The following is a 25,566-nucleotide window of genomic DNA, read 5'->3' as shown; positions in this document are numbered from 1 at the left end:
TGCCCTCATCCCCCAGCCCCTTCTCCCAGAGCAGGAGAAGGAGAGCCGGATTGGAAGTCCCTCTCCCGCTTTGAGAGAGGGCTGTAGGGTGAGGGTTACAAAAGTGGGATACCCCCGCTTTGAACCAGGTTTGGTCGTTTATTTGGATATTGTTTATTTGGATATTGTTTATTTGGACATTGTTTATCTAGACATTGTTTATCTGGACATTAAAATTGAACCTTAAACTGATTACACTTGAGGACTAGCGACGACCCGTGAGGCGATCGCGCAATTGCTTAATCTTGTCGCGCATTTTAGCAGCCTCTTCAAACTCTAGCTTCTTCGCGGCTTCCTTCATTTCGGCTTCCAGCTTCACGATCAGGTCGGGAATATTTTCCAGGGGCAGATCCTCCGATTGGTCGATCATTTCCTCCAGTTCGTGGGCGCTGACTCGGCGCGACACTTCCAGAAATTGCAGAATCGCATTGTTTTGGCGACGAACGATCGGCTGCGGCGTAATGCCGTGTTTCTCGTTGTATTCCATCTGGATCTGGCGGCGGCGCTCGGTTTCCTCGATGGCTCGGGCCATGCTGTCGGTGAGGTTGTCGGCGTAGAGAATGGCCTGTCCCCGGACGTGCCGCGCTGCCCGGCCAATGGTCTGAATGAGCGATCGCTCTGCCCGCAAAAACCCTTCCTTATCTGCGTCCAAAATCGCCACCAGCGACACTTCTGGCAAGTCTAATCCCTCCCGCAGCAGGTTCACGCCAACTAGCACATCGAACGCCCCCTGACGCAAATCTTGCAGGATCTCGATCCGCTCGATGGAATTGATCTCGGAATGCAAATAGCGCACCCGAATACCACGCTCTTGCAAATATTCAGTCAGGTCTTCGGCCATGCGTTTGGTCAGCGTGGTGACCAGCGTGCACTCGCCTTTTTCCACGCGATCGCGCACCTCGCCCAGCAGGTCATCGATCTGCCCATCCGTCGGCCGCACAAAAATTTCTGGATCAAGCACCCCCGTCGGGCGAATTACCTGCTCCACCACCCGCCCGGTTCCGCGAAGGTAAACACTCGATGCGTCTTTGCCTTCGCCCGTTGTTTCAAATACGCCATCCGACACCTGCAACTCCCAGTCGCCCGGTGTGGCTGATACGAAAATGCACTGATTCACTTTTTGCCAGAATTCTTCGTCCTTAAGGGGGCGGTTGTCGGCAGCGCTGGGCAGACGAAACCCATGTTCGATCAGGACGGTTTTGCGAGCGCGATCGCCGTTATACATGCCCTTCAACTGCGGCAGCGTAACGTGCGATTCGTCAATCACCAGCAGCCAGTCCTTGGGGAAATAGTCCAGCAAACACTCCGGCGGCGACCCGGCCGGGCGACCTGCCAAGTGTCGCGCATAGTTTTCCACGCCGTTGCAATAGCCCACTTCCCGCAGCATTTCCAAGTCGTAGCGGGTGCGCTGCTCTAGCCGCTGGGCTTCCAATAACTTATTTTCGCTTTCCAATTCCGCCAGCCGCTCCTTGAGTTCATCCTGAATGGCAATGCAGGCCGCCTCCAGCCGATCCTCCGGCGTGACAAAGTGTTTGGCAGGGTAAATGTTCACCGATTCCATGCTTTGCAGCGTCGCACCCGTAATCGGATCGATATAGCGAATGGCATCGATTTCGTCCCCAAAAAACTCAATCCGAATGATTCGATCTTCATAGGCCGGGCCAATCTCCAGGACATCGCCTTTGACCCGGAATCGGCCCCGCCCCACGTCCAGGTCATTGCGCTCATATTGCACGGTGGAGAGATCGCGCAAGATCTGCCGCTGATCCGTCTCCATGCCCACGGCAAAGCGAACCGATGCGTTCAAATACTCTGCCGGAATTCCCAGTCCGTAAATGCAGCTAATGGAGGCCACTACGATCACGTCTTTGCGCTCAAACAGCGATCGCGTTGCAGAATGGCGCAGCATGTCGATTTCTTCGTTAATCGACGCGGTTTTGGCAATGTAAGTATCCGTCACCGGAATATAGGCTTCCGGCTGGTAATAATCGTAATAGCTAATGAAATATTCCACTGCGTTGTCAGGGAAAAACTCCCGCAGCTCATTGCACAACTGCGCCGCCAGCGTTTTGTTGTGGGCCAGCACCAGCGTCGGCTTGCCCACGTTCTGAATCACACGAGCGATGCTGTGGGTTTTGCCCGTGCCCGTTGCACCCAGCAGGGTTTGGTAGCGGTGTCCCTGCTGCACGTAGTCGGTGAGTTGAGCGATCGCCCTTGGTTGGTCGCCCTTTGGCTCAAACGGTGCCTGAATGTTGAACGATGACATACCCGTTGTTAAATTGCTGAGAACAAGCAGCCCTCTTACATCATGCCGGATTTGACCCTTTTCGGGGTTAGATGGGAACAATATATCTGGGCGATCGCTGAGAATAATTACCCATCCAGGGGGCCCTAAAATCCCACCCTCTGGGTTATATTAAAAAGAATTACAGAAACGCAAGCATGAATTGACAAAAGTGCAGGTTTCCCCATTTACTTTGTTAACCTTAGTTGCGAGTGTGAGGACAGTTCGGTGACGTTTCAGCCTTCTTTGACCACAACCGCAGGCGATTCCCAAATTGCCGAATTCTTTCAGCAGTCTGCTGGCGAATGGCGCTCTGAGCGGCGCTACTACACCCTGCCCGACGGCGAAACCAAGGAAATGGTCAGCCAGATTCAAGTCCGCTTTTTGTCCCAGGGCTGCGACGAACTGCGCCACCTCGCCCGCCTGCACAAACTGGAAGATGACACCTGCCTCACCTGCGGCACGGAGGTCGTCTGGAATAGTGCCGAGGCGCTATCAGGACGCACCCAGTCCAGAGGCTCTACCCTCTTCGGCGCAATGGGAAGTCTACTGTACCGCGATCGCGGCTTTGCCACCACCAAGCCTGTCACCGCGCTCTACTACTTCACCAACCCCCAAACCCTCTGCCTCCGCACCGAATACAAAGGCTCCTCCTTCGAGGAGGAAATCAAGCTCATCGGGCAACTCTACCGCACCCGCCAGACCATCATTACCCGCGAAGGCGAACAGCAGATGATTGGGCAATATCTGGAAAAGCGAATTGTTTAGAGACTGGGAATAGGGGCAGCTTTGAAGCAACCCTGGCCTATCTAGCTGCCAAGTTCACGCAGAATTGCACGTAGAGAACTAGCCGCTATATGGCTCAATACCCTGCTTATTCGAGAGAGGCTTCGAGCTGAGCAATAAGCGATGGCAAATTGTAGGTCACTGTATTCCAAACAATATTAAAGTTGACATCGAAGTAGGCATGAACGACGCGATTTCTCATGCCTATAATTTCACTCCAGGGAATATCTTGAAACTCTTCCCGACGCTCTGGAGATACGTTTGCTGCGGCTTCGCCAACAATTTCAATCAGCCGAACGATTGCCAGTGTTAGCACTTCGTTTGACTCCAAATCAGCTTGAGTTTTACCCTGTGTAAATTCGCAGGCTTTTCTGGAATAGTCCAGCATATGTTGCAGGCGAGTTGTATCGTCAATTTTGGTCATGTTCGCGCATATTGAGTAACAGCTTCATCAATTACTTCTTGCCGAAAATAACGGCTGAGTTCCTGAGGTGTTCTGAGATCCGCTTTTCTACCAATCATGGTAGATAGCTCATTTTCGATACGAACGATTTCAAAATATCCAATGCGAGCTTCTGGCAAAAATTCCACTAGGAAATCGACATCGCTGCGATCTGGATCAAAGTCGTCGCGCAGGATGGAGCCAAATAGCGAGAGTTTACGAATGCGGTGCTTCTGGCAAAAATCTGCAAGCTTGGCGCGATCGAGCTTGATGTACGTCAGGTTTGCTGCAAGGGCTGGAGCAATACGATCCGGCAACAAAGGAGAAGATGTCATAGGGCGAGATCTGGTGACAGTGGGGAGCGTGGAGAAATCGTCTGGGTTTTGGACTTACTTCTCATTTTCGCTGAGTCTTGCGCTTTGATGATGGCACCTCCGGCTTGCAATGGCTGCTAATCCTGAACCCCAGACTTGAAGTAATTTAGAGCGAATTAAAGCGAAAGCTTCTCAGTTGCGTTTCTTAACTCTGCCCTCCAACTCCGCTAGCGCCTGAGCTATCGTTGGGAAGAAACACTTCCTGGGAGTCGGAGCGATGGGACGGCTGTGGTGGATTGGGCTGTTTTTGGCGGGGCTGATCTTGGCGCTGGGTCATGTGCCAGGGCTGGGCAGTCGGGGCGAGTATGAGTCGATTGTGCTGGACTTTCGGGATGACCTGACGGCGGCAGAAGTGGAGCAGCAGCTAGGGGCGATCGCCCAACAGTTCAGCATCACACCCCAACTCAACAGCGCCTTTTCTCAGGCTGAGCAGGTTTACATTTTGCCAGGAGATCAGCGAACCCTGCGATCGCTCCGCCGCTCTGACCTGCGCCGCTATACAGAATCCATCGACCCCAACTATATCTATCGCACACTGGACGTGCCCAACGACCCCGACTATCCCAAACAGTGGAATCTCCAGACCCTTCAGATGGAATCTGCCTGGAACGAGAGCAAGGGCGCGGGCACGACCATTGCCGTCATCGACACGGGCATTGCGCCTGTGCCCGATTTGCAGCAGACCAAGTTTGTCCCCGGCTACGACTTTGTAAACGACCGGGAAGAGGCGATCGACGACAACGGCCACGGCACCCACGTCGCCGGGACAATCGCCCAATCCACGAACAACAATCTCGGCGTAGCGGGCATTGCCTACGAAGCCAGCCTGATGCCGCTGAAGGTGCTGGGCGCGGAGGGCGGCGGCACGGTGACGGACATTGCTGAGGCGATTCGCTTTGCTGCCGACCACGGGGCGGACGTAATTAACCTCAGCCTGGGTGGGGGTGGCGACGCGGGCGTGATGCGGGATGCCATCGACTATGCCCACGGCAAAGGCGTGGTGATTGTGGCAGCGGCAGGCAACGCCAACACCAACGCTGCCGGATTTCCCGCCCGCTATGGCAACGTGATTGCCGTGTCGGCCGTGGATGCCACGGGAGCCAAAGCGCCCTATTCCAACTTCGGCGCGGGCGTGGACATTGCCGCACCGGGCGGCGCGTTTGAGGGCGAAAACGACGCAGGCGGCATTTTGCAGCAAACTATCGATCCGGAGACGGGCGAACCCGTGTTTCGTGCCTTCCAGGGCACCAGCATGGCCGCGCCCCACGTTGCCGCCGTTGCTGCGCTGGTGAAATCCGTAGGCATTACGGAACCGGAGGCGATCGCCCAAATCCTCAAATCCTCCGCTCGCCAGGTTACGGAAGACCCGCTCAACCACTTCGGCGCAGGCCGGCTGGATGCCAACGCTGCTGTACGGTTAGCCCAGCAGGAAAATCTGGACGTGAAAGACTTCCTGCGCTGGCTGCACGACAATGGCTATCTCAACCTGCGCTTCTGGTTTGATGGCGGCGCGGTGGCGCTGTTGCCCAAGCTGGGCATGGTGCTGGGGTCATACCTGCTGGCGTGGCTGCTGCGGCGCTATGTGCCCGTGCTGAGCCTGTCGCTGGGGCTGGGCCTAGTCGCAGGCAGCAGCGGCTTTTTCCCGTTCCGGGGTTTCTATATTTACGACCTGCCGCAATATCCCTTCCGACTTTTGGGTAGCTCGATTCCTGAACTGGGCGGCGCAATATCCGGCAGCGCAGCACTGAACCCGCTCTTCGCCAGCGTGCTGATTCCGTTTGGGCTAGTGGCGCTGCTGCTGGGCCATGCCTGGGGCAAGTGGGTGGCCATCGGCGCAACGCTGGGTGTGGCGGCCTGTTTGGGCATTAGCGCGGTGGTCGATCCGCAGGTGATGGGATTGGGCGCAGGGGCGATCGCCCGTGGATACTTGGCGTTAAACGCGCTGCTCTGTGTGGGTCTGGCAACTCTGGCGGCCAAGGCGGCTGCCCGCGCCTAGTTCCCCACCTCCCTCTTTAGAATCCCTCTAGCGACTTACGCAGGGGGACGATTTCTCGCGGATGCAGCCCGTGAGAAATCGTCCAAAATCCAGAAAGCTTATTGCCAGCGTGTAAGTCCTGTCCCTCTTTGGAAAGGGATGGCAGCGACTGCCGACTGTTAATTTTCTTTCCTCAGATAGACCCTGCCAGGGTAGGCATCTGCGATGCTATAAACACTCGAAGTCAATCTGTCGATTGACTGGGTTTGCACTACGGATTTACACGGATTTACATAGGTTTACACGAACTTACAAGGGTTCTATGGCTGGGATCAATCAGTTCAAAACGCTGGCGCTGCTGGCCTTGCTCAGCGGCTTGATTGTGCTGGCGGGCTATTTGCTGGTGCGCGATGAAACGGGTCTGTATTACGGGCTGGCATTTGCAGCGCTGAGCAGCTTCGGCTCCTGGTACTATTCCGACCAGGCAGCACTGGCGGCGTTTCAGGCCAAGCCCACGCCGCGAGAAGAGGCTCCAGCGCTGTACGACCGCATTGAAAAACTGTGCGATCGCGCTGGGCTTCCTATGCCTGCGGTGTATATCGTGCCGTCAGAGTCGCCCAATGCCTTCGCCACCGGCCGCGACCCCAATCACGCGGCGATCGCCCTCACCAAAGGCCTCATCAAGCTGCTGCCGCCAGACGAGCTGGATGCCGTTATCGCTCATGAACTCACCCACGTCCGCAACCGCGATACGCTGACGCAAGCTGTGGCGGGAACCCTGGCCGGATCGCTCACCTACCTAGGGCGCATCCTGACGCTGGGCGCACTCTATTTTCCAGTGTCGCGGGCGGGGCGACGCGGCAACAATCCCCTGGCAATCTTGTTTTTGCTGGTGGTGGGGCCGCTGGCAGCGGGGCTGATCCAGATGGCGATTTCTCGCACGCGGGAGTTTGCCGCCGATGCCGGAGCCGCCGAGATCACGGGCGATCCCCTGGCGCTGGTTCGCGCTCTGGAGGCCCTGGAAGCGACAGGACAGAAGGTTCCCATCCACGGCAATCCTGCCTTTGCGCCGCTATTCGTCGTGAATCCTCTATCGCGGGAAGGGCTGATGACGCTGTTCATGACGCACCCGCCTGTTGAAGAACGGATTAAGCGGCTAAAGGAAATGGCCGCACGAGCCGCGAGTTCAGAGACGAATCCGCCGACCGCGTTGAGTCCGTCGGTTTAGGAAGGGGGAAGAGGGAAGAGGGAAGAACGAAGAGGGAATAACGAAAAACGAAGGACGAAGAGGGAAGGGTGACGGGCAATCCAAAATCACCAATCTAAAATCTAAAATCGACATCAGCCCAGACACTAGGATCGTTGATGCTGCTCAGATCAGCGCTTCCGCAGGCGAGAACACCCGACGTTCTGCCAGCACTTCGTGATAGAGCGCCACAATCTGTTCTGCCTTGTGTTCCCACTCAAACTGGCGGGCATGGGCGATCGCCCCTTGCGACAGGCGCAATCGCAGCGCCTCGTCTTCCACTAGCCGTTGAATTTTTTCTGCTAGCGTAGACACCAGATGCTCGCGGGAATGCAGCGGAAGGGTAAAGCCCGTGTTGGGGGTCATGTATTCGGCGATGCCGCCATTGTCGGCAACGATGCAGGGCAGTCCCGCTGCCATCGCCTCCAGCACCACCGCTCCGCCAAATTCCCGAATCGACGGGAAGCAGAAGATGTCCGCCTGACTGTAGTACCGATGTGTTTCTGAATGAGGAACCCAGCCTGCGAATTCTACAATGTCTTGCAGGTCAAGCCGCTGCGTTAGCGCTTCTAAATATTCCCGCTCGGCCCCATCCCCGACGATGGTTAGCTGAGTTTTCGATAATGCAAGGGGCTTAATCTTTGCCAGCGCTTCTAGCAAAATGTCTGCACCTTTGTAGGGCACCAAACGACCGACAAATAGCAGGTTGATGCGATCGCCCTTCTCTCGTTTTGCACCCCGCCCAAAGAACTCCGTCGGAATTCCATTTTCGTAAAACAATCGGAGGCGATCGCCCAATTGAAACCGCTTTTGCAGCATTCCAAAGGTATAGGATGACCCGGCTAAAACGCGATCGGCTTTTTGATAGGTTGCTCGATATCCTGGCAGCAGCAGACCCAGCCCCCGCAGAAAGTTAAAGTACGAAAATTCCCGGCGGGCGATCGCGCCGAACCCTCTGGGAAAAGGAACGCCGCCATTCACCGGGCCCAGAATAAACGGCGTTTGTCCGCAGGCCTGCGCCAGCTTCACCGGATAGCGCGGCATCATCGGCGTAATGGCGTGAACCAGGTCATATTTTCCCCGCCGGACATCGGTGTGAAACAGCCGATAAACTCGATGATTAAATTCCTCGTATAGCAAGTAAGCCAGCACGTTATGCAGCGGCCAATTCACTCGGCCGTTGATCACGGTCAGACGATCAACCAAGTGATAATATCGCCGCATCAAGCGGCTTTCGGAAATGTAGAAAATCTTCTGATCTGGCGCAACTCGCTCCAGCGCATCTCGGTTGCGGTCGTGAGTGATTAATGTCGCATCAACTCGGTCACAAATTGTCCTGAAATATTGATACCCCACGCTGGGCACAGACGGTAGATCCGGATTGCACTGCTCAATCAACAACAGAACTCGAAGCCGATCCGCTGACATACATTGCTCCCTGATCTGGTGGTCTTTGGGTTGATTGCTGGATAGTCATTTGCCCGCTGAATCTTTTTGAAATATTCCTGCGAGTCGCTGCCGAACCGTTTCTAGAGTTATTTAAGAGGGAAGCGCACGGTTGGCATAGTAGTGTGCAAAACGTTTTGTAGCCGTCTGTAACCATCTGAAACTCGGCTTGACGGGAGGGCGATCGCCCCAAAACTGGCTCCAAAATTAGGGCAGATGGGCGATCGCTCTTTCCGCGCTGTGCCTCCAATTCATCTCTACTTTATGAGGCTTCATTAAATCTTTACGAAAAAGCTGCCGAGACAGACCGGGAAATCCCTGAGAATCTAGCCAGAGAAAAGTCTTTAGAAGACTTTACATTGCCTCTTGGGTCAATGTTTTGTGTGGATGCTTTTCTGAGCTAATAAGCAGAAAAGCCATCTTGTTGCAAACTTTTCAAACACCATCATGACGCTGCTCAAACTCACTGCTGCCCAGCCCAACCAGGGTTCTCTCGTGCTGTTTCCCCAAACCATCAGCACGGGCACAGGCTTTTCCGTCAGCTTTGACCTCTACGCCTATGGCAGCAGTGGCGGCGATGGCATTAGCTTCTTTCTGGTGGATGGCAACGCCACGCCGACCCAGGCCGGCGGGTTTGGCGGCTCCTTGGGCTACGCGCCGCGAAACGCCGAGCCGGGTCTGGTCGGTGGTTACTTGGGCATTGGGTTCGACACGGTGGGCAATTTCTCGATTGCCTCAGAAGGGCGCGTGGGGGGACGGCGACCGCCGCTGCAAGATTCGGTCGGGGTGCGCGGCAGTGAGGCAAATAACTATCGCTACCTCACGGGCAGTCGGACGCTGCCCATCAGCCTAGACAATCCGGGGGGGAATCGCACCCAGGCGCGGCGGGCTGTGCAGATTGAACTGTCGCCGGCCGGATTGCTGTCAGTGTTTGACGATCTGAACGGCGATCGCGACTTTAATGATCCTGGCGAAGTGGTGGTTGATCGATTCAACGTGGTGCAGGCGGGCAATGGCCCCGTCCCTGCGACGTTCAAAATTGGCTTTGCGGCGGCGACGGGGGCGCTGACCAACAACCACGAAATCGACAACCTTACGATTCTTTCGTTTAATAAGCGGCCGCTGCCGGGGTTTTCGGTCGGCGGCGCAAACATCATCGGGGGCGATCGCAACGACGTGCTGACGGGCGGCCGGGGCAACGACACCATCGACGGGCGCGGCGGCAACGACACCCTGCGCGGCGAGGCGGGCAACGATACGCTGCTAGGCGGCCCGGGGCGGGACGTGCTGATCGGCGGCCCCGGAGCCGACGTGCTGACGGGCGATGCGGGAGCTGATCGCTTTGTATTTTCGGGACGCAACCGCACCCAGGCACTCCGAACCTCGTTGCTGCGGGCCCCCGACCGGATAACCGACTTTAACCCCACCGAGGGCGATCGCATTCAGCTTGATTTTGACAATCGGCTGAAAACGCGGGAATTGCCCAGAGCCTTGTTTAACGTCGGCGTAATCAACCAACCAGGCATCACCACGCTGGCCCAGGCCGTCAGTACTGCCTACGCCGACACGCGCCCCAGCCAGCCCGGAAATCAGCGGCTTAGGGCAAACCAGGCGCTATTCTTCGAGTTTCAGGGTCAGACCTACCTCTCGGTCAACGACAACAGAGCCGCCTTTCGCCCGAACAACGACCTGCTGGTAGAGGTGACGGGCATTCAGTTCCGTCCGGGGGATGAGCAGCCGGGTGTTCTGTCTGCAAGAAACTATTTTGCATGACGCTGCGTAATTCCTAGATAGATAGCCACGAGATAGATAGTCAGGGCTGTATCAATTCTCGAGCTTGGATTTGCGATTTGGATTGCCAGTCGAGCATCTGCGGGGCTTCTGGCAGCTTCCTTCGTAGCGCCACTTAGGGCATGGAAATGAGGCGCGGCATCGGGTGATCTGTTCTATGCGTAATTCAATCCATTTTTAGTGAAGACCTATAGGTATGGGGCAGATCAGTATCCCCAAACCCAAAGACTCTCCCCAGATTCCACAGGAGCAACGTGCCATATGTCTAACCCGTTCTGCCAAGATGGGCGCGATGAAACGCCCGCTCCCAGCGACCCGACTGAGGCGGCCTGTATGGCGATCGCCTGCCTGCTGCACGAATGGCTGCAAGAGGACATCATCGATGCCCAGGAATTTATCAGCGCGGTGGGACATCTGCCCGTCAGTCTGGCGGTGTTATTTCCTCCACATTTATTTGATGCAGAGCCGTTTGATGCAGAGCCGTTTGATGCAGAGCCGTTCGATGCAGAGCCGTTTGATGCAGAGCTGTTTGATGCAGAGCTGTTTGATGCAGAGCCGCTAGAGTCCGACGATCCACCCTTCGATAGACCCTAGAAGCCCTCCTTTTTACAGAAGCAAATGCCCAGAAATTCGGTGACAATCCCCTTACGCTGATCGACATCAGCCCTGTTGCCTAAACCTTTGCTTCATGGATTGGGAGGGTTCCTGTGTTTAATCTGGTCGAAGCGACGGTCACGCCCCTAGTGCTTAATCACCAGGTTTTGGAAGTGGCCTATGAGCTATATCTGCAAGCGGCGGAAAGCAGCCATCCGGTGATTAATCTGCGTGAGCTTTCTCGAAAGACGGGCAAGAGCGCCCTGACGTGTCGCAACGCGATTGTGGAAGCCAATCAATTAGGGCGATTCCCCAACTGCACACTGGAATCTTGAGGTCTGATCGGCCAGACGCGGGGGACAGCACATCGGGTATATCCCACTTTTGTAACCCTCACCCTAAATCCCCTCCCAAAGGGGGAGAGGGACTTCCAATCTGGCTTCCCTTCTCCCGTTTTGGGAGAAGGGGCTGGGGGATGAGGGTAAACTTGCATAACTGGGATGCGCCCGATAGTTACAGCACATCCCTCTCTTGCTGAGATTGGCAAGACTTGTAGATTAGCGACTCTTTAGACGCGCAACTCTAGACGCGCAACTCTAGACGCACAACTTTTCAGAGTGGCAGACTTTATAGCGCTCGGTAAAGCATAATCGCATCAACGCTTGCTCCGTCGGGTAGCCGAGCGGCTTGGGGAACGCGACCAAGAGTGGAAAAGCCGAGCGATCGCCACAGGTTGAGCGATGGCTCGTTGGTGGCAAAGACCAGGTTGAACATGACGGCGGTGTAGCCCTTGGTGGGGGCGATCGCCAGCATGGTTTCTGCCATCCAGCGGCCAATTCCCTGACCTCGCATGGCAGGTTGTACAATGAAGCCAGCATTGCAGATATGACTGCACCAACCGGGAAAGTTGGGCTTTAGGTAAAAAGCTCCCAAGACTTCCCCAAGCGCAGGCTTAGTAGGCGATGCGCGGTTTGGTGAAGTATCGGTTGAGGTCTTGTCTAACGATAGATTCTGTGGCAACGGGTCTTTGAGCGACATTTCTTGCGATATCGCTTCGACTAACATCTCTTTGGGTGACGTATCCTGAGATACAGGCGGCGGTGCATCCCCCACAGCCCGCACCACATATGCATCCCGGCTCAGCCAATAGGCCGCAAACTCTGACGGAGAGAGGGGCTGAGCATGGGGATAGGTTAATCCTTCGGTTCCTGATGACGTTACAAAATAGTTCAGCAGCGCCCGAACGACTTCGGTTTCTTCTGAGCGCAGGGTATCCAGTTCGGCGATCGCCCCATTGGGCAAGGTTTTCCGAATCGGCAGCGCTAGGGGTAGGGGTGAACCAAGCTCAGATTGCGCCTCTGGCTGCATTTCAATCCATGTCTCAGTCCTTGTCTCAATCTTCCCAGTTTCAGGCTTTCCCGCGTCTTGTCCAGCATTTTGTCCCAGTTCAGCACTGCTCATTGCATCGTTCTCCGCTCGCATGGCAATCTTACACGGTAGCTGGCTATTTCAGCCCCAGGTTTCCTCTCCAAACACCTCAGAATCCGGCAAATCATCAGCGCAGTCCGCAGGCGGGCAATTTTTGATCTGGGGTGAAACCTGGCGGCGGGTCGAAACGAATCGCCTTGGGGAGGGAGATACAGCCCGCAGTATTCTGCGCCACCCCTTTGCGCTGTCGCGGGCGGAGTTGTTGGATTTGTTGCGATCGCTCGACCAATCCCATCGGCTTACTTGGCCAGTCGCCGATGTGCCCTTGGCAGAACCCGTCCCCTCCGCTAGGGGGCGAGGACGCAAGCGCACCGCCACGCTAGAGCCGTCGCCCGCGATTCTCAAAGTCCGCTGGCAAACCCTGCGCCTCTTCTTGCCGACCTACGTGAACGAGAGCGAGGGCGAAACGTCTCGCCTGCCGCAGTATTCCGTTGCACTGCCCGATGGCGAAACAGACAGAACCGAGCGATCGCCCTCGCTGGAACTGCACCCTTGGCAAATCGAGGGGCTGCTGCTGTCGCCGCTAGAAGCGTTTCAATTGCTGAATTCGCTACCCCTATCTACGGTGGGCGATGCAGACTCTTTCATCAGCGGGGATTTGCGCTTTTGGTCGCACGCAGCACGATGGAGCCTGGATCTGCTGGCGCGGGCCAAGTTTTTGCCAGGGCTGCGGCTGCAAGATGGAGCGGCGATCGCCACCTGGCAAGTGCTGCTGGACAGCGAGGTCGATCAGACGCGCCTCCAGCAGTTCTCCCGCCGGATGCCGCCCGCCTGCCGCACCTACCAGCTTCCCCATAGCGCCCCAGACGATGCAGACGATGCAGAATCCCCCTTTCCGGCGGCGCGGCTGGTGCTACTGGATTTTCTCAACCGGGTGACGGAGGCGCAAATTCGAGAGGCGATCGCCGCTCAGCCCCTCCCTGCTGCACCCCTACCCAAAGACATTGCCCTGCGAGAATGGCTGCAAGCGCTGGGCGATGAGAAAGGGGCGATCGCCGCCGAGCCTGCCCGCATCGAGCGTCTGCAATCTGCGCTGACCCAGTGGACTGCACCCATCGCCCCGGTGCTAAACCAGCAAATCGCCGCCTTCCGCACCTGCTTCTACCTGCATCCCCCCGCCGCCGGACAAACGGACTGGACGCTGGAATACTTCCTGCAAGCCACCGATGACCCCGAATTCCTCCTCAGCGCCCGCACGATCTGGAGCAACCCGGTGGATCGGCTGGTCTATCTGGAGCGCACCATTCCCCATCCCCAGGAAACGCTGCTGGCCGGGCTGGGCCTGGCTTCCCGCCTCTATCCCGTCCTCGAACCCAGCCTGCAAACCTCCCAGCCACAGTCTTGCCGACTGAATCCCCTGCAAGTTTACGAATTCATCCGCTCGACCGCGTGGCGCTTGCAAGATAGCGGCTTTGGCGTGGTGCTGCCGCCGAGCCTGTCGCAGGAGCAGGGCTGGGCAAACCGTCTGGGACTAAGCGTCCGTGCCGAAGCCCCCAAAGGCAGCGCGGGCATGGGGCTAAAAAGTCTGCTGAATTTCAAATGGGAACTGACCATCGGCGGACAGCGCATTTCCAAGGCAGAATTTGATCGGCTGGTGGCGCTGAACACGCCGCTGGTGGAGATCAACGGCGAATGGGTGGAACTGCGCCCGCAGGACATCCGCGCCGCTCAGGACTTTTTTGCCAGCCGCAAAGACCAAATGGCGCTGTCTCTAGAAGACGCGCTCCGCATCAGCACGGGCGACACGCAGACCATCGAAAAGCTGCCCGTGGTGAGCTTTGAAGCCTCAGGCGCACTGCAAGATCTGATCAGCACCCTTACTACGGGCAACCAAAACCTATCGCTAATTCCTACGCCGAAAGGCTTTCAGGGCGAGTTGCGGCCTTACCAGCTTCGCGGCACATCCTGGCTGGCATTTTTAGAGCAGTGGGGTTTGGGCGCGTGCCTCGCGGACGACATGGGTCTGGGCAAAACCATTCAGCTCATTGCTCTACTGCTGCACTTGCAGGAAACGGAACAGTTGGAAAAGCCTGTCTTGCTTGTTTGTCCAACCTCTGTGCTAGGCAACTGGGAGCGAGAAGTGAAGCGGTTTGGCCCCAGCCTGCGCGTGTGGGTGCAGCATGGCGACAAGCGTCCCCAGGGCGCGGAGTTTGCCCGCACTGCCCAACGTTATCATCTGGTGATCACCAGCTATGCCCTGGTCTACCGCGATGAAAAAGACCTGAAGCGCGTTTCCTGGCAGGGCGTGGTGCTGGACGAGGCGCAGAATATTAAAAACCCGGAAGCCAAACAATCCCAGGCGGTGCGTCAGTTGGATGCTCAGTTTCGGATTGCCCTGACGGGGACTCCGGTAGAAAACCGCCTGTCGGAGCTATGGTCAATTCTGGATTTCCTCAATCCGGGCTACTTGGGCCCACGCAACTTCTTTCAGCGGCGGTTCAGCGTGCCGATTGAGCGCTATGGCGACACAGATTCGCTAAAAATCCTGCGATCGCTCGTCCAGCCCTTCATCCTGCGCCGCCTCAAGACCGACCGCGACATCATCCAGGATTTGCCCGAAAAGCAGGAAATGACCGTCTTTTGCGGCCTCACGGCGGAGCAAGCGGCGATCTATCAGCGCCTTGTCGATCGGTCTTTGGAACAGATCGAGTCTGCCGACGGCATCCAGCGCCACGGCATGATTCTGGCGCTCCTGACCCGGCTGAAACAGGTCTGCAACCATCCCGTGCTGCTGCAAATAGAAGAGGACGAAGATGATGGCGGGGTTCCCCCAGAGATGGAATCCCCCACGGCGTTTTTGGCTGGGTCGGGTAAGCTGCAACGGCTGACGGAAATGCTGGAGGAACTGCTGGCGGAGGGCGATCGCACGCTGATCTTTACCCAGTTTGCCAAGTGGGGCAAGCAGCTTCAGGCGTATCTAGAACAGCAGTTCAAACGGGAAGTGATCTTCCTCTACGGCGGCAGTTCCAAGAAGCAGCGCGAGGAAATGGTCGATCGCTTCCAGAACGACCCCCAGGGCCCGCGCATCTTCATCCTGTCGCTAAAGGCAGGCGGCGTGGGTTTAAACCTGACTCGCGCCAACCACGTCTTTCACTATGACCGCTGGTGGAACCCCGCCGTGGAAAATCAGGCCACCGACCGCGCCTTTCGCATCGGGCAAACCCGCAATGTCCAGGTTCACAAGTTCGTCTGCACGGGCACGCTGGAAGAGCGCATCCACGACCTAATTGAAAGCAAAAAAGCCCTCTCGGAACAGGTCGTCGGCACGGGCGAAAACTGGCTCACCGAACTCGACACCGATCAGTTGCGGCAACTCCTCCTGCTAGATCGGAGCGCCATTATTGATGAGTAGCCGTTTGGTTAGCGATTTTGGATTGGCGATTTTGGATTTTGGATTGCCAGTCCAGCGTTAATGGAACCTTCAGCACGCTCTTGGGATTTTCGGTTTTCGATTTTCGATCTTCAATTTTTGATTCCCATTCCAGGGTACGCGGGACTTTCAGCACACTCTTTGAATTTTCGATCTTCAATTTTCGATTTTCGATTTCCAGTCCAGGGTGCGCGGGGCTTTCAGCACGCTCATTCGGAGTGTGACTCAGGGGAATCGGGCCCACCGGACGCGCAGGCTACTGAGGCGATTTGGCTGCCTGCTGCCATTGGCACTTCCGCTACCAGCCGCACCTGCCCGCTGTCGTTGCGAATCCAGCCTTGGGCCTCGGTGAGGGGCGTTGGGGAGGGGAGAGTTTGGGCTGGGTTGGAGGGTCGGAGCGGTCGATTAGCGGAATAACCTGGTGATCCTGGATCAGCCCAATTTGCGGCGATCGCCCCACTTCCTTGCAAGTCCCCCGGTGCAGCAGGTAGCCCGCCCCACCCAGAGACGACAAATTCCCGCTGGGACAGGGCGATCGCTGTGCCTGCTGTACCGCACCCTCTGGCGATCAGCCGCGAGGCATCTACAGGTTGGGCGGGCAGTTCGACTAGACCCTGGCTGGGGTCAACCACTAACCCGTTGATCGTGACTGTGCCATCCGTCCCGAATCTGGAGTTAACAGTGATATCGCTGCGATCAGTTGGCGCTGGGCGAAAGACGATACCAAAGAGACCCTGAGTGGTTAAATCAACCGATCCACCCCGCCCATCGACAGCACTGGCATCAATGTCGCTGTTTTCCGAGGCCACCGCTGCAATCACATCCGCATTGATAAAAATATTCCCTCCATTGCTACCGCCAAGGCGTTCATCAATGTCAGCCCTGCTGGAGATTCTGCTGCCATTTCTGAGGAGGAGCGATCGCCCTTCTACAATCACATTTCCCCCCTGTCCTTGGGGAACAGAAACAACAGTCGTAATTTTACTTTTCTGATCAAGCAGAATATGGCTTGCTTGCAAACGGACATTACCTGCATTGCCAAAAAGACCAGGCTGGCGAGTATTTGCAAAGGAAGAGCTGTCGATTTGAGACATCCCGCGCATCACAATCGAGCCTGTTGCCTGCACTACTACATCGCCTGCGCTTCCGCTTCCCCCAGTCTGGGCTGAGAGGCGGCTCTGGTTGTCCAGCGTTAAATCCCCGCCGCTAAAGACTTCAATGTTGCCAAATTGACCATCGCCAGTGAACAAGTCAATGGCAGTGTTGTTGTCAATCTCTAGATAGCGTCCAGCCCGCAAAATGATGCTGCCAGAGTTTCCCCTGCTGCTTGACTGACAAAACTAAGAAGCTGGAATACGGCTGAGGACAGTGAATTCACGCTTTAGGGAGTCATCGTGTTGTCGCCTTGATGCGATGGCAGGTTGAGGGTCAGGTGAACAGGAGAGGAACTGATAAACGTGAATCTTCCACTGGTGAGTGATAGCCAGCCGAATCCAATTCCAGCCCAGCTTGAGATAACTCATGCCGCGCTTCCAGTGAGCATCGACTTGGCGACGCTTGCCGGATGCGACCACTTGCACCCCTTGGAGAACTAAGAACAGCATCGTCAAGGCGATTACCCCACACAACTGGGAAAGGGCAACCTTGTCTCTGAGTCTGGAGGCTTCGAGATTAAACCCGTTGGACTTCAAATCCAAAAACGACTCCTCCACCTGAAATCTCAGTCGATATTGGGCAAACGTCTGCAAGTTCGTCGGCTCATCACTCACAATTGTCCAATTCTCGCTGCTGAGTTTGTCGTGGGCAAAGGCAAGGTAAACATTGTCGTAGGGCTTTGTTCTACCCACCGACACTGCAGGCGTAAAGTAAGCTTGTCCTGGTTGCAATTGAACCGACGATACCTGGCGCCACTGCCCTTGGTGCTGAAATTGGAAGGAGCGTTTGATGCGGATGCGGAAATGCCAACCCAGATTCTCCCGGAGGTATTTCATCAACTTGCCATCGGCAAACCCTCGGTCTGCCAAAAGGACAATCGCGACACCCTCGGGCATCAGCCGTTGCGCTTGCCGCAGTACCCGTTGAATCGTCCACAACCTGACGGTGCTGCTTGATTGCGCCACCACTTTCCAAGCGACCGGAACCGTTCTTCCTCGGTACACCACTGCGACCCAGACGATGCAGAAACAATTCCATACGACCGTTGTATCGAGGCTTAAGTAGAGTCGTTGGGTCTGCCAGTTGGACAGAGCCTGCCCAATCAGCGCATGATGAGCGGACGCGACATTGATCCGCCGATTCGACAACCAGCGGCGAAACCGGCGTTGGTGGGATTGAGCCATTTGAGCGCGACTCCTCACATACACCCCAAATCCATTGAGATGAACGTTTTGGCTTCCAATCATGCCAATGATCATCCAGCACAGTGTTTGCAGATGGCGAGCATCCTGCCACTGAATGTCGCATTGACGCAGAAAATCATTCAACGCATCATAAAGACGGGAAGTCGGTGACATTGATTTGACTGGTTTGTGTGGTTACTTCTCAGCCTAAATCATGCTCTGCTTCCCGCATGGCTTTCGTTCCAGCTTTAACCTGTTTTGTCAGTCAAGCAGGTTTCCCCTGCCATCAACTTCACTGCGGAGTTGCGTTGAGTTGCGAAGAATTAGGGTATCGCTAGCTTGAATTCGCAGCGTTCCGGCGTTCCCTTCAATTTGTGTGTTGAAGAAAACGTAAGTGTTTGACAGGGTAATGTTTGGTGCTGAGAAGGTGATGTCTCCAGAGTTTCCGTTTGTGGCCTCCGTTGCAATGGCAGAAATATTTTGCAGATCAAGCCGCTCACTGGCAATCAGCGAAATTACGCCTGCATTGGCTCCGCTGCTGCCTGCTAAAAACTGTGCATTTCGAGCGGTTAATCGACGGGCAGCGATCGCAATTCCTCCCGGCTCCTTTATTGCTGGATTTAGCACCGTAGTCACAATTTGCCCATCATTCACCACGCGGACATCGGCTAGGCTGGCATCAGGACTCCATCGCAGGCGCGGCCTTGCAGAAAACGACTGTCCCGCCCGCTGCCACTGCAAGCCGACCTGCCCTGGCTGGCTTAGCCCGCCTATCTCAACTGCTCCCCCTAACGTGCTGAGAATGCCGCCGTCTAATATAACTCCTCCTCCTGCCAGCAACAGGCTTTGCGCTTCTCCAGTTTGCAAGCCTGTGAAACTGAAAAAGGGCGGATCTTCAAAACTTCTGGGATGGCGACTATAGACCTCGATAGGCGCAGGCGCAATCTGGCGATATAGCAGCGCTGAAGGGTTGATCGTCAAATCGGCAGGCACTTCTGTCGGTAGCGCGCTGAACAAGCCCTGATCACCAAATGCGATCGCATCTGCCGTCGTGCCCACAAACGACCCGGCTATGTTTAGCCGCGCATTGCGCCCAAACAGAATGCCGTTGGGATTCATTAAAATCAGATTGGCATCTCCCACAACCCCCAGTGTGCCGCGAATATTTGAGCGGCGATCGCCCGTCACACGAGTCAAAATCGTCCGCACCCCTGCATCGGGCACGAAGAACACGCTACCGCCCCGCTCGACATCCAGCCGCTGCAAGCTGTGAAATAAGTTGCGCCCCCGCTGTGCCCCGCCGTGAATCTGAAAATTCATCCCAGACACAGGCTCCACCCGTGAAGACTCTGTGCCGAGGCTGTTGTCGGCGATGGGGCGACCGAAAGCGCGATCGCCCAGCACCCATCCCCAAAAGACAAGGGCGATCGCGCTGCTCAGAGACTTGCGACTCAAAAGCCAGCGCAATTTCCAGAAGGGCATAGTCTGCTTCACCGGTTTTCCCCTTATTGGTTCTTATTGGTTGTTTAGAACCAACCGCCACAAACGCTTTTACTGCGGAATGTTTTCTTCTGGCGGCTTTTGATCGGTGTCATCATCTTCATCGTCATCCGACGGCACAAACAGCCGATTGCCAGGGTCAATAATCAGGCGAATCAGGCTGCCAGCAGCTTTAGAAAGTGTGATTAACAGACCCACGACCAGATCAACCAGGAAAAAGACAGGACGCAACAAGTAGCGAACAGGGCCCGGAGCAGAAAACGGCACAACCTGCTGGACATCGTATTCCACACGTGGCTTAATTCTATTTCCTGCTGTTGAAGGATTCACTGGGTTAAACCGCGCCACCTGACTGCCTGACACAAGTGGTTGAAAGAGTTGAGACCTCGTCAACAGAGGGAAAAGGTGAGCTGACATGAGACGCTGAAATTTGCGTCATCTCAGGGTCTGTATCATGCCAGCCACCACCTGCCTCTATGATCAAGTGCTGTCGTTATTGCGTCAATCCAGTAATGCCCGCGACCTGCGCCACCTCAAAGCGCTGGCGTGGATGGTGACGGCCCTGGTGTGCAGCGGTCGGTTGAGCCTGCCGCAGTGGGAAGCCTATGTGCCCAGTCGGGCCCGTCAGGCGCAAAGCACCGAACGCCGGTGGCAGCGCTTCCTAGGCAATCGCCGGGTGCGGGTCAAAAGTCTGTACGTGCCGCTGGTGCTAGCCGCCATCCATCGCTGGCAAGGTCGGCGGCTTTACCTGGCGCTCGATACGACGGTGTTGTGGAATCGCTACTGCAGGATTCACCTGACGGTTACCTGTTGCGGACGAGCGGTGCCGCTGCTGTGGCGGGTTTTGGAGCATCCCAGTGCCACCGTCAGCACGAAGCGATACCTCCCCATGCTGCGGTTAGCCCATCGGCTGTTGCAGTCGTACCCCGATGTGATGGTGTTAGCCGACCGCGGGTTTGCTAACCATGACCTGCTGGAGTGGCTAAGCCAAAGTCGCTGGCACTATTGTTTACGCTTGCCCAGTGACGTAGTGGTGCAGGGTCCGCGCCGTCATCCTGTTAAGGTAGGCTATCTGTGGCCTCCCAAAGGTGAAGCTCGACTCTATGAAGGGGTGGGAATCTGGAGCGAGGGGCGCTGGCGCTGCAATTTGGTGCTGGCTCATGTCAAAGGCGTCGAGGAACCCTGGGCGGTCATCACTGATGAGTCTCCCTCCCTCAATACCCTGTGGCAATATGCTCTCCGCTTTCGAGTCGAGGAGCTTTTCCTCGATTCTAAATCTGGTGTCTTTGAGTTAGAAGCTTCCGGCATCCGCTCCGCTCCGGCTCTCGAACGCCTCTATCTGGTCGCGGCGATCGCTATCCTTGATGGCACGACCCAGGGCATGGCGGTGCAACTCGATGGGCTACGCTGCCAGGTTGACCCGCACTGGAGGCGAGGGATTAGCTATCTCAACATAGGTTTGCGCTGGCTCAAGGGTGCCGTCAATAAAGGGCGAACACTGCTTCAGCTGATTGCCCTATTTACCGTTGACCCTGAACCCTGTTTTGCCTCTAAAAAAGCTGAAGCCCACTATTATGACCGCATTTGGTTTTCTAGAATTCAATCCTTGTGCTGCCAGCCGACACCCGGGCAGTCCGCATAAAAAGATGTGTCAGGCAGTCAGGGATTTGGCAGCAGATGCACGACCAACTCCGAGCAGACCTGCGGCAGAAAATGGGCAGAACCATAGACTCCAGTGTGGCAATTGCTGATTCCCAATCGGTCAAGACCACCGAAAAAAGGGGGGGCATCTACGGTTTCGACGGTGGCAAAAAGGTTAAGGGGCGTAAGCGCCACCTCGTTGTAGACTCCCAAGGGCTTTTAATTGGGGTATTAGTCACCGAAGCGAATGCCTCAGAACGGCTTGGAGCCGTGGTCACGCTCGATGAAGCCAGCGATAAACTCTCCCGGCTTGAGGTGGTGTGGGTAGACCAGGGGTATAGCGGCAAGAAGTTTGCCCATGCAGTCCAACAGGTCTGTGGGGAACCTGTCCGCGTAGAAGTCATCAAACGAACCTCCAAGTCGTTTGAAATTCTGCCTAAGCGCTGGATTGTGGAGCGAACTTTTGGCTGGTTGAATCGCTATCGACGCTTGAGCAAAGACTACGAATTGTATTGCGAAATGAGTGAAGCCATGATCTACGGTGCCATGATTCAATTGATGCTCAAGCGCTTGGCAGCTTAGCTACTTTATAAATCAGCTCTAATATCTCTTCAGTCGTTACTCCCTTCAGAAGATTCATAACCTTTCCTGCGATAAGGTTACGAGTCCTCTCAACCGCATCATGGTTTGAAGCAGATGGGCGATCGCAGCGAGTGGTTTGCGGTTTTGTTGCGATCGCGCCATATCTTCATGCAAAGCTGAAAACGACGCTGCTCCAATACAATGCCCCATAATCCTTCAGAAAGCTCGGCAAAGCTGAAACTACTCGTGTGTATAGGTTCTGGATTTTGGACTGACGAAATGATATGAAATCCTATGGCGATCGCCGAAAATGATGAAATCGTTTCAGAATAAAGATTCCACGCGATGACTTACAAGGCGATCTTGATTTCCTCGATGGTTATACTGATTTCTTCGCCTGTGAATATACGACATGGACGCAGACGCTCCTAATCCATCTATCACGCTTAGCAAAAAAGAGTTTTGGGCGCTCTGGCTGACGTTGTTTCTGATTGCCTACAACATCAGCGTCATTTCGCCCGTCATGCCCCTCCTGGTGCGGGAGTTGAACACCAGCATCGGCTATATCCAGAGTGCGCTGGTGCTGTTTTCCCTGGTCACTGCATCCTTTGCGCCGACGAGTGAAAACCTGTGTCGGTTCTATGGGCGAGAGCGAATCTTTTTGGGTGGACTGTTGCTCTATGGCCTCGGCATTGTGGCCATGGCCCTCAGCCCCACGATTGGGTTCTGGGTGGTCAGCTTTTCGCTGCTGACGGGGCTGGCGGCGACCCCCTTGGTCAGCGCTCCCTGGAGCATTATGGACTTTGCCTACGACGGCAAACAGGAGGAGCAGGCCACCGTTGCATTCATCCTGGCCTCGGTAATCGGCGGTCTGTCGGGGAGCTTGCTGGGCGGTTTCATCGCGTCTCATTTTGGCTGGCGCTGGTCGTTTACCCCGTCGCTGATTGTCTTTGTGCTGGTGATGGTGATGGGCAGAACCTTGCCCTCTACCTCGGTTCCCCGCAAGGTTCCGATCGATTGGGTGGGCGGTTTGGTGTCCTTTTTGGGCTTTGGCAGTATTTTGCTGGGCGTGGGGCTGGCGGGGGAGTATGGCTGGTGGAAGCCCAAGCAGGTCTTTTCGATTGCGGGGCTGGTGATTCCGCCCTTTGCGGTGTCGATTGTGCCGACGCTGATTTCGGTGGGGGTGATTTGCCTTGGCTTTTTTGCTGTCTGGCAGCGACAGCAGCAGCAGCCCGCTGGCATTCCGCTGATGCGCGTGGGGCTGCTGCGAAACGCTGTGTTTGTGAACGGTTTGCTGACGGCGATGCTGCATACGCTGGTCACGTCTGGCATTCAGTTCAACCTATATCAATCGCTGCCGATCATTCTGCCGCTCAACCCCTTTCAGACGGCGATCGCCGTTTTGCCCTACACCCTGACGATGGTGGTGGTCGTGGTGCTGCTGCTCAAGCGGTTGAAAATCGATCAGCAATTGTTTCCCAAATATCTGGTGCATATTGGGCTATCGCTGCTGATTGTGGGATTGCTGGCGATGTATTGGGCGATCGCCCCCGACATGACAACCCTCAGCATCCTGCCCGCGCTGATGCTCATGGGCATGGGGTCGGGACTATTTTCGGTCTATATTGGTAGGCTCACCTACGCCACCACCTCAAAGCGGGAAAAACCCGAAGGAACCGGGATCTATAACCCGTGCCAGCAGTTGGGCAGTTCTCTGGGGCGCGGCATTTTGGGCACGATTTTGATTACCTCGGCCTCTATTGATGTGGTGGATCAGGTCGCGCAACTCATGGGGCTGAGCCTTTCGAGCGAGCAGCGACTAAACGCCATTACCGCTTTGCAGCGGATGGTGCAGACCTTTTCCAAGCAGGAACGCCGAGAGGCGCTGGCTAGAGTGCTGCCCGAACCCGTGATGGCGCAGCTTCCCGAAGTGGCCCGCCTGGCCGCCGTCGAAGGCATGAAGATTGCGCTACTCGTCGCCATTGCCGTCAGCGTGGTCTGCCTGCTGCTTTCCACCCAACTCCCCAAGCGGGGCCGCCGCCGTCCCTGATTCTACGTCCCTCAGGCAACGTAGGTGAACTGGCTGCTCGTGAGGTTGAGCCGTGCGCCTTGCACAATGGCAATGAGTTCGTCGGGGCCGCTGCTTTGCCGCAGGAAAATTTGCGTGCTGATGCCCAGGTTTTGTAGGCGATAGTCGGCGGCTTTGCCCTTCAGTTGGAGGCGATCGCCCGTGCCAAATTCCGTAATCAGCGCGTAATCGTTTAGCCCTGCTTGGTTGGGGTTGCCGTCATCATAAAACACGCCCCTGGCGTTGCCCAGCAGGGATACATCGGGGCCGTTGCCGCCATTGAGAACATCCACCTCGCCCCGCCCGGGCCGCTGCGAGTCTGGGTTCACGCCAATCAGCGTATCGGCTCCGTTGCCGCCAATCAGCGTATCCCTGCCTGCGCCGCCGACCAGTTGATCGGCTCCGTTGCCGCCATTCAGCGAGTCGTTGCCATTGTTGCCCAGCAAGGTGTCGTTGCCCGCCCCGCCGAAGATCGTGTCGTTGCCTGCGCCGCCTTGCATCAGGTCGTTGCCGCCGTTGCCAAAGATTTGGTCATTGCCGCCTGCGCCGTTGGCCGTGTTGTCGGCATCGTCGCCCACCAAAAAGTTATCTTGCTCTGGAGCCAGGGCCGCCCGTGCGCCCAGCACCAGCCCCAAAAAGGAGAAGTTGGGCGAGATGCGGAGGGCTTCCACGCTGGCACGAGACACCAGTTGAGCCGCCAGCCCCGGATTGACAAAATTGAGCGCTGCCAGAAACTCGTTGAAATCGGAATCGCCAATGAAGCTAAACGTAGGGCTGCTGAGTTCGGCAATGGAGAGTTCTGTCGTGGTGTAACCTTCGGGCGGCGTGCTGAGCAGGCGGCGGATTTGACCATGCTTGTCGAGCAGGGTGATGGGGTTAATCGCAGGGTCGGTGTAGGCCTGCAAGACCACCTTGCCGTTGATAAACGCCTGCCCGCCCAGCGACACAAAATCGCCTTTGACCACGTAATGGGTGACGGTCTTGTCTGTGCCACCTGCGGCAAGGAACTGAGCGGCGATCGCCCCGCTGGTTCCTGGCGAGTTAAACGTGACGATTTCCCCCACCAAATCCGTTAGCTCAGCGGCCGCAATTTGGGCAATGCCGCCGCCCAAGCTGTGGCCGATAATATCGGGACGCACGCCCGTCGCCGCAAAGGTGGCTAGCAGCCCGTCTTCCAGGTCGTCTTGATTTGCTTGAAACTGGGCAAACCCAACCCCATTGGGATCTCGGTTGGCCAAATCGTCTAACAGTTCGTTCGTCTGCCGAAACACCAGCACGGGCGGCTTCCCCGGCGTGGTGGACTTCAGCCCCAATGCCTGAAAGCCCGTCGTGGGGTCGTTGAAAATTTGGTCAATGGTGTAGCCTGCCTGAGCTAGAGATGCATCAACCTGCGGCTGAAACTGGGGGTTGTCGGATACCGCGACGATTTCTTTAGCCAGAATTTCGTAAATCGGATGGAGAGGGTTCATGGTGTCGTGTGGTTGTAAAAGAGCCTAGGGCTGAGTTTTGAGGCTGAGTTTTGAGGCTGAGTTTTGAGGCTGGGTGATGAGGCTGGGTGATGGGGCTGGGTGATCGCCCGTCTGCCATCTGTGCTGCCATCT

Annotated in this window: 19 protein-coding genes and 1 pseudogene; 10 read left to right on the top strand and 10 right to left on the bottom strand. The window is 56.2% G+C overall.

Annotation, left to right across the window (positions count from 1 at the left end; genetic code table 11):
• Nucleotides 1-244 precede the first annotated feature (244 nt).
• Entirely contained in the window at nt 245-2,305 is a 2,061-nt protein-coding gene (gene uvrB / locus HPC62_RS17745) for an excinuclease ABC subunit UvrB (RefSeq protein ID WP_172357795.1), read from the bottom strand.
• 246 nt (nt 2,306-2,551) lie between these two features.
• On the opposite strand from uvrB, the gene HPC62_RS17740 reads away from it, so the two are divergent.
• Nucleotides 2,552-3,091 carry a phycobiliprotein lyase gene (locus HPC62_RS17740; protein WP_172357793.1) on the top strand — a complete coding sequence of 180 codons (540 nt, stop codon included), beginning with the start codon at nt 2,552-2,554 and terminating at the stop codon, nt 3,089-3,091.
• Nucleotides 3,092-3,197: 106 nt separating this feature from the next.
• On the opposite strand, the gene HPC62_RS17735 is transcribed toward HPC62_RS17740, so the two are convergent.
• Together HPC62_RS17735 and HPC62_RS17730 are read right to left on the bottom strand one after the other, a co-directional pair.
• The gene (locus tag HPC62_RS17735; RefSeq protein WP_172357791.1) at nt 3,198-3,533 is read right to left on the bottom strand and encodes a HepT-like ribonuclease domain-containing protein; all 336 of its coding nucleotides are present in this window, start codon (nt 3,531-3,533) and stop codon (nt 3,198-3,200) included.
• Nucleotides 3,530-3,886: a nucleotidyltransferase family protein gene (locus HPC62_RS17730; protein ID WP_172357789.1), complete on the bottom strand. Its 357-nt coding sequence runs from the start codon at nt 3,884-3,886 to the stop codon at nt 3,530-3,532. The genes HPC62_RS17735 and HPC62_RS17730 overlap by 4 nt, the downstream gene beginning before the upstream one ends.
• Nucleotides 3,887-4,142: 256 nt before the next feature.
• Here HPC62_RS17730 and HPC62_RS17725 point away from each other — a divergent pair, with 256 nt between their 5' ends.
• Together HPC62_RS17725 and HPC62_RS17720 are read left to right on the top strand one after the other, a co-directional pair.
• Nucleotides 4,143-5,921: a S8 family peptidase gene (locus HPC62_RS17725; protein WP_172357787.1), complete on the top strand. Its 1,779-nt coding sequence runs from the start codon at nt 4,143-4,145 to the stop codon at nt 5,919-5,921.
• Nucleotides 5,922-6,222: 301 nt separating this feature from the next.
• A complete protein-coding gene (locus HPC62_RS17720; protein ID WP_172357785.1) occupies nt 6,223-7,128 on the top strand; it encodes a M48 family metalloprotease in 906 nt (301 codons plus the stop codon).
• A gap of 144 nt (nt 7,129-7,272) precedes the next feature.
• On the opposite strand, the gene HPC62_RS17715 is transcribed toward HPC62_RS17720, so the two are convergent.
• Entirely contained in the window at nt 7,273-8,574 is a 1,302-nt protein-coding gene (locus tag HPC62_RS17715; protein ID WP_172357783.1) for a glycosyltransferase family 4 protein, read from the bottom strand.
• Nucleotides 8,575-9,039: 465 nt separating this feature from the next.
• On the opposite strand from HPC62_RS17715, the gene HPC62_RS23535 reads away from it, so the two are divergent.
• The 3 genes from HPC62_RS23535 (at nt 9,040) to HPC62_RS17700 (ending at nt 11,312) form a co-directional block, all read left to right on the top strand.
• Complete coding sequence (locus tag HPC62_RS23535) at nt 9,040-10,365, top strand: bluetail domain-containing putative surface protein (protein WP_172357781.1); 1,326 nt, start codon at nt 9,040-9,042, stop codon at nt 10,363-10,365.
• Nucleotides 10,366-10,644: 279 nt separating this feature from the next.
• The gene (locus tag HPC62_RS17705; protein ID WP_172357779.1) at nt 10,645-10,977 is read left to right on the top strand and encodes a hypothetical protein; all 333 of its coding nucleotides are present in this window, start codon (nt 10,645-10,647) and stop codon (nt 10,975-10,977) included.
• Nucleotides 10,978-11,090: 113 nt separating this feature from the next.
• Nucleotides 11,091-11,312 (top strand): hypothetical protein, encoded by a 222-nt coding sequence (locus tag HPC62_RS17700; RefSeq protein ID WP_172357777.1) that lies wholly within the window; start codon nt 11,091-11,093, stop codon nt 11,310-11,312.
• A gap of 292 nt (nt 11,313-11,604) precedes the next feature.
• Here HPC62_RS17700 and HPC62_RS24330 read toward each other — a convergent pair whose 3' ends face one another.
• Nucleotides 11,605-12,345 (bottom strand): GNAT family N-acetyltransferase, encoded by a 741-nt coding sequence (locus HPC62_RS24330; protein ID WP_390820382.1) that lies wholly within the window; start codon nt 12,343-12,345, stop codon nt 11,605-11,607.
• A 112-nt stretch (nt 12,346-12,457) separates the two neighbouring features.
• Here HPC62_RS24330 and HPC62_RS17690 point away from each other — a divergent pair, with 112 nt between their 5' ends.
• Nucleotides 12,458-15,817, top strand: coding sequence for an SNF2-related protein (locus HPC62_RS17690; protein ID WP_172357775.1), 3,360 nt, complete (start codon nt 12,458-12,460; stop codon nt 15,815-15,817).
• Nucleotides 15,818-16,044: 227 nt separating this feature from the next.
• Here the strand turns inward: HPC62_RS17690 and HPC62_RS17685 are convergent, their stop codons facing one another.
• From HPC62_RS17685 to HPC62_RS17670, 4 genes are all read right to left on the bottom strand, one after another.
• Entirely contained in the window at nt 16,045-17,133 is a 1,089-nt protein-coding gene (locus HPC62_RS17685; RefSeq protein ID WP_172357773.1) for an S-layer family protein, read from the bottom strand.
• A 42-nt stretch (nt 17,134-17,175) separates the two neighbouring features.
• Entirely contained in the window at nt 17,176-18,348 is a 1,173-nt protein-coding gene (locus tag HPC62_RS17680) for a transposase (RefSeq protein WP_172353422.1), read from the bottom strand.
• 87 nt (nt 18,349-18,435) lie between these two features.
• Nucleotides 18,436-19,656 (bottom strand): filamentous hemagglutinin N-terminal domain-containing protein, encoded by a 1,221-nt coding sequence (locus HPC62_RS17675; RefSeq protein WP_216655279.1) that lies wholly within the window; start codon nt 19,654-19,656, stop codon nt 18,436-18,438.
• A gap of 69 nt (nt 19,657-19,725) precedes the next feature.
• Nucleotides 19,726-19,965 carry a hypothetical protein gene (locus tag HPC62_RS17670; RefSeq protein WP_172357769.1) on the bottom strand — a complete coding sequence of 80 codons (240 nt, stop codon included), beginning with the start codon at nt 19,963-19,965 and terminating at the stop codon, nt 19,726-19,728.
• 163 nt (nt 19,966-20,128) lie between these two features.
• Here HPC62_RS17670 and HPC62_RS17665 point away from each other — a divergent pair, with 163 nt between their 5' ends.
• The 3 genes and pseudogenes from HPC62_RS17665 (at nt 20,129) to HPC62_RS17655 (ending at nt 23,947) form a co-directional block, all read left to right on the top strand.
• The gene (locus HPC62_RS17665) at nt 20,129-21,316 is read left to right on the top strand and encodes a transposase (RefSeq protein ID WP_172354921.1); all 1,188 of its coding nucleotides are present in this window, start codon (nt 20,129-20,131) and stop codon (nt 21,314-21,316) included.
• 11 nt (nt 21,317-21,327) lie between these two features.
• Nucleotides 21,328-21,897 (top strand): annotated as a pseudogene (locus tag HPC62_RS17660) (IS5 family transposase); the annotation flags it as partial.
• A gap of 412 nt (nt 21,898-22,309) precedes the next feature.
• Complete coding sequence (locus HPC62_RS17655) at nt 22,310-23,947, top strand: MFS transporter (protein WP_172357767.1); 1,638 nt, start codon at nt 22,310-22,312, stop codon at nt 23,945-23,947.
• Between the two features lie 11 nt (nt 23,948-23,958).
• On the opposite strand, the gene HPC62_RS17650 is transcribed toward HPC62_RS17655, so the two are convergent.
• Nucleotides 23,959-25,434 (bottom strand): calcium-binding protein, encoded by a 1,476-nt coding sequence (locus HPC62_RS17650; RefSeq protein ID WP_172357765.1) that lies wholly within the window; start codon nt 25,432-25,434, stop codon nt 23,959-23,961.
• Nucleotides 25,435-25,566: the final 132 nt, after the last annotated feature.

The organism is Thermoleptolyngbya sichuanensis A183 (assembly GCF_013177315.1).
GTDB lineage: Bacteria > Cyanobacteriota > Cyanobacteriia > Elainellales > Elainellaceae > Thermoleptolyngbya > Thermoleptolyngbya sichuanensis.
Note: the sequence above shows the minus strand (reverse complement) of the source record. Positions and strands in the feature narration are given on the sequence as shown.